The following is a 7,516-nucleotide window of genomic DNA, read 5'->3' on the forward strand; positions in this document are numbered from 1 at the left end:
CCTTTCTATCCATTCTTTATCGCTAAGATTTTTTATAGAAGGCTCGTTATTTTTGTTAGGATAAATTTCTAACACTTTGACGCTCAAATGGCAAGTTTCACTCCAAGTTTTGTCGCAAGATTCGCTATTAGATTTGCCATAAACAAATACGATTAAGGGCAATACGATAAATATGACTAATTTTTTCACTCAAGTTCCTTTATGATGTATTTCCACAGCTCTACCGCTTCAGTTTTGTTTTTTGCTCCTGTCATACCATGTGCATATATGTGGTTTTTGGAAATATTAAAAACATTTTGTAGTATTTTAACTAAATTCAATGTTGCGTCTTTTTGTAAATCATTTGGAGGTTCATATATCCCACTTTTAGCATCTCCAACAACTTCGATGCCGATTGATTCTTGATTTAACGGGTATCTATCACTATATGGCTTATTCTTTTCTATACTATCAATTTTTACTTTTCTTTGATTATTTGTAATACTTTTATCCACTACAATATCATAAATTACTTTTCTATCTTGCTTTGAACAAGTTTTTTCATTATAGCATTTAGATTGTAATTCTCCAATATGCCAAGTATATTGCTTTAAACTAGCACACTGATATATATTACCATTTGTATCTATAAGAAAATGTGTTCCAACAGCATTGTTTTTGCTATATGAATGCAATGTTGAGATGATGTTGTCGGCAGCAGTTCTATGCAATGTAATATCTGTAAAATTTATAATTGCTACATTTTTTAAGTCATTAATTTTTGGTTGCCCAATATTCATTGATATAACATTTCTTATATCAAACTTTTTATATGTTTTATTATCTGTATTTAAAACTGTAGCAATTTTGTTTTCTATTCTATCCACCCCGTCTATTTCCCAATGCAAATATCCTTCATCGTCTATGTAGTGCTTATTTTCATTATTGCAAGACATATTTGCTTTCTCTGCCTTATCAAATTCATTTTTTACTATCACCATAATATGATTTGTTGCGTTAGGCATTTTTCCAAATGTTTGTTTAAAATTTTTATCATTAAATGTATTTTGCAATGCTTTTATGATAGAAATACCTCTCACGAGTCGATTATTTCCACCTATTTTTTCTTCTAATAATAAACAACCCGTTGAGTTTTGAGGATATTGCCCACTATGAATCAAAATCTCCCTACCTTGCGATAAATAATCATTATATAATTTTAACACATTATTTTTATAGCTTGAGCTTGAAGTGTGCCAAGCTACGCTATATCTACCCTCTGGGATTCGTAGCTCTAGATTTGGCGTAATACAATCAGGTCCGCTTCGCTCTAGCACATAGGCTTTGCTTGTTTTATTTTTATTGCTATTTTCAAACTCCCATTTATTACCATCTATATACATACTAAATTCTGCTTTGGTGGATTGCGTGGTTTGTGATACGCGCTTTATATGTATTATGATTCGTTTTTTATACATTATCTTTAGTGGGATTGCTAAATCCGTGCTGATATTTTTTATAGATTCCATAAAATCTAAAAAATTATCGCCCAAATTGATATTGCCATTTTCTAGCGAAAATTTTACATTGTTGATTGTTCCAACTGCTTTATTGCATTCTTGCGTTTCATAAATATACAATGAAATCGCGTTGGGATTGTTATCTAGTTTGACAAAAAAAATACCCTCTTTAATAACTTGGTTGTTTTTTTGAAAAGCTGTATCATAGTAAAAATATTGATTAGTAATGTGCTTAATGTGTAATCTATCTTGCATTTGCGTGTCGCTAGTAGCCTTACCGCTTCTTGCGCCCCATATACAAGGTTTATTTTTATGATAAAACAATCTTTCATTTTCGTAAAGAGTTAGATGTTCTCCATCAAACAACAAAGAAAATCTATTTTGGACAACTTTAAGTTCAACGCAATAGATTCGCTCCACTCTTTCTTTTGTGCCAGTTGTTTTATTTGTGTTTATATTGATAGTATTTGCATACATTACTCCATCTACATCGCCTATGTAGGCAAAAATGCGGATTCTTTTAGCGTTTTTTCTTTCATTTGGTTTAAGCATTGAAAGATTGAAATAAATATTTGTCCCTTGTTGCTCGGTTATAAATTGAAGATTTTTAGCTACTTGTTTCACATTTAGTCGCACCTGTATATCGCTATTTAACACTTGATAATACCACTGAATTTTATCTAAATCTTGCAGTGCGATTTTTTTATCTTCCGCAAGATTTCTTTGATAATAAGTTGTTTTGTTTTTGTCTGTAGATTCTTGCTTATCACCATTTTCATTTTTATCAAAATCATATAAAAAAGCTTGGATTCGCAGTGTTTGCTTTTCATCAATGCTCCAAACTTCATCTTGCCATTCATCTACAAAAGATTCAAAAGAATTATCCATAGTTATTGGTTCATTGTTTGTTTTGTAGGCTTTCAATACACCTATAATAGCACTTCCCTGTTGCTTTTTGTTAAAATAAAGTATGGCAGGGCATTTTTGATAATTATTAGGTGTTAGAATCTTATTTGTAATATGTCTAGTTATTCTTTGTTTTGAATCTACCTCTTTTGACAAATAATATGGACTTTTATTGTAGTCATTGTCATTTATGAGCGTAACACTAAAAAAGTCTCCCCTCTCATTTTGTGGAATCTCAAATACAACTTCACCATTTGCAGTAGTGATTTTAGATTTATAGCATTTTTTAGAATCTATATTTGTTATTTGAATCTCTTTGTTTTTTAGGGGGATTAGCAAATCATAATCTTTGATTATGAGTTTAAAGGGGAATGTATTGTTATTTGTGTGGGGATTTGGGGATTGTGATATGCCATAATTTATAAAAGCGTCTGTTTTTATTTGTCCGCTATCAGCTATATAAATGGCATTATTTACTGTAGCATTATTTGTACCAATCACATTGTTTATGAAAGATTGTTGCCATTGATATATGGCTCTATTGATGGCTTCAATTATGACCTGAAATGGTTTTTTAAGAAAATCTATAATTCCATCGCTATAAATTTCATCTATTGTTTCATAGATAATGGTCGTAATCTTTTTCCTTTGGTTTTGTGTTATATTTTTTGTAAAAACTCCAGCAGTAGCACAAATAACGCCATTTTTGATGGTAACAAAGCATACGATATATATGCCATTCTCTAAAGCATCGCCACTAATATCTGTCATAAATTCTATATACGCCTCTCTTGCACCTTTTTTGTCTAATGAGTCTTGAAATTTAAATTCTTTGTTAATCAAATCTGCGCTTGTTATATATTTACCTAATCTTTGTTTTATTTGTTTTTCATAATCTACCCCATCAGATAATGCTTCTATGCTGATTTTTACACCATCTAATGTTTTTTCAATAGCATTGATTTGGGCTTCTCTTGCCTTAATAATTTGCTCTTTTTGCGATTCGTCCATTTTAATTTCCTAAATTATCTCAATGTTTCAAGTAGTGGATTTGAAAATGTTGCTTTTGTGATAGTGCATTTTTTATTTTTTTGCTCATATTCATTTATTTTATCACTAGCTTTTTTGCTTAATGTAAAAAACACTTCATAAATAATTTTATGTGATTTGGAGTATGTGGCATACTTTTCATCTGTTATATTGCCGTTTATAACTATTGCAGAATAAAAAATAGCGTTATTAAATAGCATATCCATAGATTCGCATATTTTGCTATATCGCATAAAAGCCTCTAGTCTATAAATGCCATATAAGGTATATAAAAAAGCCATTTTTGTATTGATTGCATTAGAAAGGCTATCGTTACATTCCTCCCCTCGATATTTTGCTATATCAATTCCTTTTCGTTTAGCAACCTGCATAGGATATATGCCACTTAAACCCTTGCTTCTTATGGCGCATATATCATTTTGATAATTTACATTTTCTAGTGCTTTTTCAATATTTCCTATGGAATCTAAATTTTCACTCTTAGCTATATTGTTTGCTTCTTGTAGTTGCGCTTGTAAAGATTCATCGCTCAAAATAGCGACTTTATACAAACTATTATAGAAAACTATTGGATTATAAAACTCTGCTTTATATAGTCCCAGAAGAAATGGCTGTGTGTTTATAGCTTCTTGTGAATAAAGATAACAAAATGGTAAAGCTATGCAATAAAATAATTTGTTTATGATTCGCCTAATCATTGTAAATCCTTTGCAAAAAAATAATGCAATTTGGGCTTCTCTTGCTTTAATTTTTTATTGTTTTTATGGTTTGCCCATAATTTAATTTAACCTTCGCATATAGTTGTGCTATTCTAGTATAAATATAATTAAAATTAGCTTTGCTTATATCTATCGCATTTTTATTTTTTGATTGATTTTATCTAAATTTTTTTGCATACATTTAGCACTATTGGTCGGTATATCCTGCTGTGCGTCTTTGCTGACATAATACCCCTAATAAAGCACGGCAAAAACTCTTTATTTTTATAGACAATATTTTACTCCAATCTTAAATCTAGTTTTTGCATCATTTCTTTGTTCCAGCCTTTTGGTGGGTTTGTGATGCTAGGGTAGATTCTAGGGAAAAATTCGATATATACGCTTTTGTTATCGCTTAATTCAAAATAGTATTTGCCTAGTGGGGAGGGTGTGATTTTGCTTGCTTGGTCTATTTGGGTTTCAGTCATATCATATATTTCATATTCGTCCATTTGGCTTATTGGTTGGTTTGGGGAGGTAAATTGTAGTTTTATGCTTTTGTCTTTATCTATGAGGCGAGTTATCCCTCCGTTATTGCCAAAAAAAGTTTTGCTTACCTCATATCCGTTATGACGTATGGTGTTAAAAATTATTCGATTTTGTATAAAATGAACATATTGCTTATAAGCCCCCGCGTTAAAAAGTAGGTTATTTTCATCACAAAAAGACGCAGAAAAACTTACGATAAAATTTTTAAGACTTAAGACAAAATACCAAAAAAACAACTCATCATATAATAAGATTTTATGATTTGGTTGGTTGGTTTTGGATAGAAAATCTAGCACTATTAAGTCAATCGTATTATTGCGGATAATCTCGCAAGTATCGATATATCGCTTTATCATAGATTCTGGTAAAATCCCTTTTTGTGCTAGATTTTCAAAAAGATTATTATGCAAATAATATGCGTTGATTCCATTATTTTTGTTTATAGATTCTATGTAGTTTGCGATAAATTCTGTGTTTTTATTATGCAATTCTGTGAAATATGAGATGATTTGCTCTTTTGTTAAGATGATATTATCTTTGTGTCTAAAGTAGTGGATTTTTAAATATTTGTGGTTTTCATCTTGATATTTTTGATATTCATAAAAATCATTATCAACGCTTGGTCTTGGCAAGATAGGAAAATTACCAAATGAAGTTTTTGGCGTTTGTATAGTTGGCTTTGGTCGCAATGGTGCATTTTTATTGATTTCATTTAGCCAAAATATATTTAGCCCTTCAAAGCTAGAATCTGTGAGATTTGAGGGGATAAATTTGGGGGCTAAGATACCTTTTTTATTTTTTTCAAAAATGATTTTACCAAGATAAAGCGTGGCGGTAAAATCTTTGAAACTTGAAGGTGAAATAAAAACTCTGTTTCCAAATTTTATGTATTTATTAGATAGAGGTTGTTTTTCATAATAAAATGCTCTCAAATCGTCTATCCTATCATCAATGGCTAAAATATTTGTCTCAACGCCAACATAAATAGTATTATATTTTACAGATTCAAACTCTATTTGTTCATGCATAGATGGTCCATTATCAATTTCTTGCAACAAATTTATGTCTGGGACAAATATCATATTACATCCTATTTTATGTTTAATTTTGAAATAGCTGCGTTTGCCACATATCTTGCATCGCGCTCATTGGGACAAATCTCATATAAAGTTTGAGATTCTCCAATATAACAATTTACTTTAGAGTATTCTTTATCGACACACAATTTTTGATAGGCATAGAAAATGCTATCATCACCAAGATTTAGTGAATATATTAAATATCGCACACATATATTATTGTATTTTGTTTTTGTCAAAACCTCTCGTATGTATAAATGCCTACATTCGTGTATTATAGTTCCTATAAGCCTGCTAGATTGATAAGTCGATGTGTTGTATGGATTTTGATTGTATTTTTTGTTTGTGTTTATAAGCAAGTTTTTATCGATTTTTAATAAATGTCCTTTTTCGTCATCATAAAAAACAGCTCCTCTAAAATTAAATGGCTTTATATCGATATCCAAAAGTTTTAATCCAAACAAATGACATATTTGTATTATCAAATCTTTTACAAATTTTTCTCTTTCATCGTAAAAATCTGTCCCGTTAATCTTGCTTTTTTTATCATTTAATTGAGAACTAAATAAACTATATCCATCAAACAAAGGATTACTATAAGCATCCATAAATTTAATTTCTTTCAAAATTTTACTCTCATAAGTTCCATTTTCAAACACCTCCACAACCTTATCTATAAAATTTTGTCTATCTTGTTGATATGCTCCATTTACTCCCTCTACACTACTTACAAACTTATCATTCCCCAAATCAAATCTATAATAAATATAAGCAATCTTTCCTGCTATTCTAGGGTATGTTTTACAATAGTCTAAAATATAATTATGTTTTATTTCACCATTTGCATCTGGTTTATATCTATTTTTGTTTCTTTCATAAAAAGGCGCAAGTTTTTCGGAATAAGTCGCTCTCAAAAACTCTACTGCTTGTTTTAAAGTATAGATATTGTGAGCTGTGTTTGATTTTGTGTTTTCATTACCTCTACTAGATTCTCTCACATTATCATCATTTCCTATACCTACTTCAAAGTTTAGATTAAATTTTAGTTGTGCAGTATTGTTATCAAAGTGCTTTATGCTTGAGGCATAAATAATATATGTAAAATCTACATAGCCTTTTTGTCTTAATAAATCTATTTCTTTAGGTGTAGATAAATAAAAGGCTTGTATATATTGTCCTATGATAAATGTTTGTCTTGATTCGTGTGGCATAATTTCAAAGTTTTTATCGTTAGGTTTTCTTGCATAGAGTTCTTCTCTCCAATAAATTGTGTTTAATGCTCCAGCATCATTTATCGTATCGTTTTGTTGTTGTATTGCTTCTAGCCTGATATAAGTCCCTGCCGCAAATGGAGCTTTTATATCTACAAAAACACTACTATTATGTCCTTGAATCTTAATGCTTTTAATGAGATTTGGTTTGTAATCAACAATACATTTTATATTTTGTGTATCTTTTGAAAAAATAAACTTTGCTATATTATCTTTTAGACAAATGTTTTTGTTTGTCATTTCTGTTTTGCAGTTAATTGCCTCGCAATATTTTTTGCTACATTCTTTATCACTATAAATATTTAACGATAAATCTATATTAGATTGCGTGGAGTCAGTATTGTTGGTGTGATTAGCATTTGTGTTGTTTGAATCATTTGACTTGTTATTGCTAGAGTTAGGCTTATTTAAATCATTTGAATTATCGATAGTATTAGTATTGTTAGAATGATTGGATTTGCTAG

5 protein-coding genes are annotated in these 7,516 nt (G+C 29.8%); all 5 read right to left on the reverse strand.

Annotation, left to right across the window (positions count from 1 at the left end):
• The coding region (locus ACWIUO_RS13010; protein ID WP_454178320.1) for a hypothetical protein at window positions 1–189 on the reverse strand (189 nt) is incomplete at its 3' end.
• The gene (locus ACWIUO_RS13015; protein ID WP_454178321.1) at window positions 186–3,416 is read right to left on the reverse strand and encodes a DUF5675 family protein; all 3,231 of its coding nucleotides are present in this window, start codon (window positions 3,414–3,416) and stop codon (window positions 186–188) included. The genes ACWIUO_RS13010 and ACWIUO_RS13015, both read right to left, overlap by 4 nt.
• Before the next feature lie 14 nt (window positions 3,417–3,430).
• Entirely contained in the window at window positions 3,431–4,153 is a 723-nt protein-coding gene (locus tag ACWIUO_RS13020; RefSeq protein WP_454178322.1) for a hypothetical protein, read from the reverse strand.
• A 299-nt stretch (window positions 4,154–4,452) separates the two neighbouring features.
• Window positions 4,453–5,730: a hypothetical protein gene (locus ACWIUO_RS13025; protein WP_454178323.1), complete on the reverse strand. Its 1,278-nt coding sequence runs from the start codon at window positions 5,728–5,730 to the stop codon at window positions 4,453–4,455.
• Between the two features lie 62 nt (window positions 5,731–5,792).
• Window positions 5,793–7,516: hypothetical protein (locus tag ACWIUO_RS13030; RefSeq protein ID WP_454178324.1), on the reverse strand; the 1,724-nt coding region annotated here is incomplete at its 5' end.

The organism is Helicobacter sp. T3_23-1056 (genome assembly GCF_053654535.1).

Excerpts from the sequence above, each read along its gene's own strand:
- ACWIUO_RS13015 (WP_454178321.1), bottom strand. The coding sequence starts at position 3,416 with ATGGACGAATCGCAAAAAGAGCAAATTATTAAGGCAAGAGAAGCCCAA.
- ACWIUO_RS13020 (WP_454178322.1), bottom strand. The coding sequence starts at position 4,153 with ATGATTAGGCGAATCATAAACAAATTATTTTATTGCATAGCTTTACCA.
- ACWIUO_RS13025 (WP_454178323.1), bottom strand. The coding sequence starts at position 5,730 with ATGCATGAACAAATAGAGTTTGAATCTGTAAAATATAATACTATTTAT.